Source organism: Nocardia sp. NPDC059154 (assembly GCF_042755705.1).
In the GTDB taxonomy this organism is placed as follows: Bacteria; Actinomycetota; Actinomycetes; order Mycobacteriales; family Mycobacteriaceae; genus Nocardia.
On record NZ_JBHZCS010000183.1, the window covers coordinates 1 to 2,625 of the forward strand.

Sequence of the window (2,625 nt, forward strand, 5' to 3'; positions counted from 1 at the left end):
GACACGGCGCTGGACCTGAACTTCCCGCCCTGTTACCTCGACTTCGCCGACACAGCTTGACAACGACTCCAGCAGCCAAACTTCCCGGCATTGGGCCTTGGTCTGGCCGCGGTAGCGGCAGTGCCGCATGCCGTGCCCGTTCGCGAATTCGCAGACGGTGCCCTCGATTCCGGAACGCACGGCATACCGCTGCCGCCAGGCCGGGCTCTGCTGCTCGGCGCGGGATCGAACTTGCAGGTCGAGGAGCTCTTTCGGTGGAAATCCCACATTGCGTGCGCTGTCACTGGAAGTGGTGCACCGGCTGCGGACCGGACACGGCTGGCACTGGCCTTTGGTGAACCGTGCGACGATCAGCGGCGCGGCGGTCGGAGACGATGTCGGGTAGGGGCCGTGCCAGCCCTTGCTGACCTGACCTTGCGGGCAGGTGACCTGTCGGCGGTCGAAGTCGATGTGGAAGTCGTCGCGGCCGAATCCGTCGTTCTCGCGGTGCTGGCGGGTGGGGTTGCCAGGCAGCGGGCCGGTGAGGGTGACCTGGTGTTCGCGGGCCGCCTGCGCGACGTGGACCAGGGAGGTGTAGCCGCCGTCGACCAGGTGCTCGGCCGGAAGCAGTCCGCGCCGCCGCAGGCGGGTGTGGATTCCGGGAAGGGCCTGGACGTCGTTGGTGGTGGCCGGTGTGGTGACCACGTCGGTGATCACGTTGGTGCCATGAGCGGCGCAGGTTTCGGTCAGGTGGACCAAGAATCCTTTCCATCGGGTGACCTGTCCTCGGCGCGCGTAGCGGGCCTGGGTGTCGTAGGGAGACACGATCGCCACCGACGAGGGCGGCAGACCGCCGTCCTCGTCGGTGCGCCAGCGCAGACGACTCTTCTCGTCGCGGTAGTAGTTCTGCAGAACGATCTGTCGCAGGGCCTGGACCTGGGTGCCGGACAGGTGGTCGGGTCCGTGCTCTCGCAGGTGCTCGAGCAGCCGACCGGCGTCCTCGCCGGCGGTGAGGATCCTGGTCTTGGGCCGAGTTGGGTTCTTGCCCAAGCGAACTGGACGGCCGTAGCGGCGGCCCCACTCCTCATCGACCAGGCCGGTCAGCAGATGCGGAGCGACGCGGGCGAGTTCTTCGAGCGCGGCACGGACAGCCTCGGTGACCAATTCGAGCCGGGTCAGATCGCGCACCGCGGCCAGGACGTGGGTGGAATCGGTGCGCGCAGTGGTGCGTTCGTGCACCAGCCCGGCCTCGGTGAGCCGGGCCAGCGCGAGATCGAGCAGCCGGTCGGCGCGGTCGCCTTCGGTGAGCCGATCACGGAAATCGCTGAGCACACTGTGATGGAAGCCCGGGTCGTCGGGCTCCAGACCGAGCGCGTACTTGAAGTCGATGCGGCAGCGCACGGCCTCGGCCGCCTGCCGGTCGGACAGGTCCAGCACGTACTGCAGCACGCACACGGTGGCCAGCTGCGCCGGGGACAGACCGGGCCGCCCATCACGCGGATACCAGTCGGCGAAATCCTCATTGCTCCACAGGCTTTCGAGCCGGTCACGGATCCACATCGCCGTGGTGCCGTTCGGGTTGCTGGCGCGGGCCACCCGCGCCGTCAGCGGCGGGACCGTCTTGGCCGGTCCTGGTCCGAGTGACATTCACCAGTTCCTTCGAGGACGCAGTGCTTTTCGCGCCTCGCAGTGTGGCAGCCCGCAAGCGGCGACATGCCGAATTCCAAGATCACCGACAGAGTCAAGTTAGTGTGCTGATTCGCTGTTGAGCGCCGTAAGTCGTTGCTACTGTGAGTGGTGCGGACTGGTCGGCCGAAGGCCGAGTTGATCTTGTCGGACGAGGAGCGCGACCGGCTTGCCCAGTGGGCACGGGGGGATTCCCGGCTGTCGGAGCGGGCGCGAATTGTGTTGGCGTGCGCGGAGTCTGGGTCGGTGAGCAAGCAAGTCGCTGCGGATCTGGGAGTGACTGCGGTGACCGTGGGCAAATGGCGGCGGCGTTTCGTCGAGTCGCGGCTGCACGGATTGACCGAGCCCGCGGCCTGGGCGCTCGAAGGCCGGGCTGACGTTGACCGAGGAGGAACGGGCAACGTTGCAGCGGTGGGCGCGGCCACCGAAAACCGCGCAGGCGCTGGCTTTTCGGACGCGGATCGTGCTGGCATGTGCGGAGGGCGTGTCCAACAAGCAGGTGGCCACCGTGGTGGGGACACGGGAGCAGACGGTGGCCCGGTGGCGTGGCCGGTTCGTGCGAAATCGCTTGCGAGGCTTGGTCGACGAGCCGTGGCCCGGTGCCCCGCGCACGATCACCGATGACGATGTCGAACAGGTCATTGCGAAAACCCTCGAACACGCCCCGGCAGGCGGCGACACGCACTGGTCGACACGGGGCATGGCAACAGCGACCGGCCTCTCACAGTCGGCGATCTGGCGTATTTGGCGTGCGTTCGGGCTCAAACCGCATCTGGTGGACACCTGGAAGCTGTCGACGGATCCGCAGTTCATCGACAAGGTCCGTGACGTGGTCGGGTTGTACCTGGACCCGCCGACGGCGGCACTGGTGTTGTGTGTGGACGAGAAGTCGCGTGCGCCACGAGGCGCTGATGTTGGCCGTGCGGGAGGTGGTGCCCGCCGCCGGTCATCGCAGTGATC

Annotated in this window: 2 protein-coding genes and 1 pseudogene; 2 read left to right on the forward strand and 1 reads right to left on the reverse strand. The window is 67.4% G+C overall.

Features of this window, described 5'->3' with window-relative positions; translation table 11 throughout:
* On the reverse strand, positions 1 to 1,626 hold a 1,626-nt coding region (locus ACFXN1_RS51640; protein ID WP_379464178.1), incomplete at its 3' end, for an IS1182 family transposase.
* 150 nt (positions 1,627 to 1,776) lie between these two features.
* Between ACFXN1_RS51640 and ACFXN1_RS51645 the strand changes: the two are divergent.
* A pseudogene (locus ACFXN1_RS51645) lies at positions 1,777 to 1,992 on the forward strand (helix-turn-helix domain-containing protein); the annotation flags it as partial.
* A gap of 52 nt (positions 1,993 to 2,044) precedes the next feature.
* On the forward strand, positions 2,045 to 2,623 hold the full coding sequence (locus ACFXN1_RS51650) for an IS630 family transposase (RefSeq protein ID WP_379446704.1): 579 nt from the start codon (positions 2,045 to 2,047) through the stop codon (positions 2,621 to 2,623).
* Positions 2,624 to 2,625: the final 2 nt, after the last annotated feature.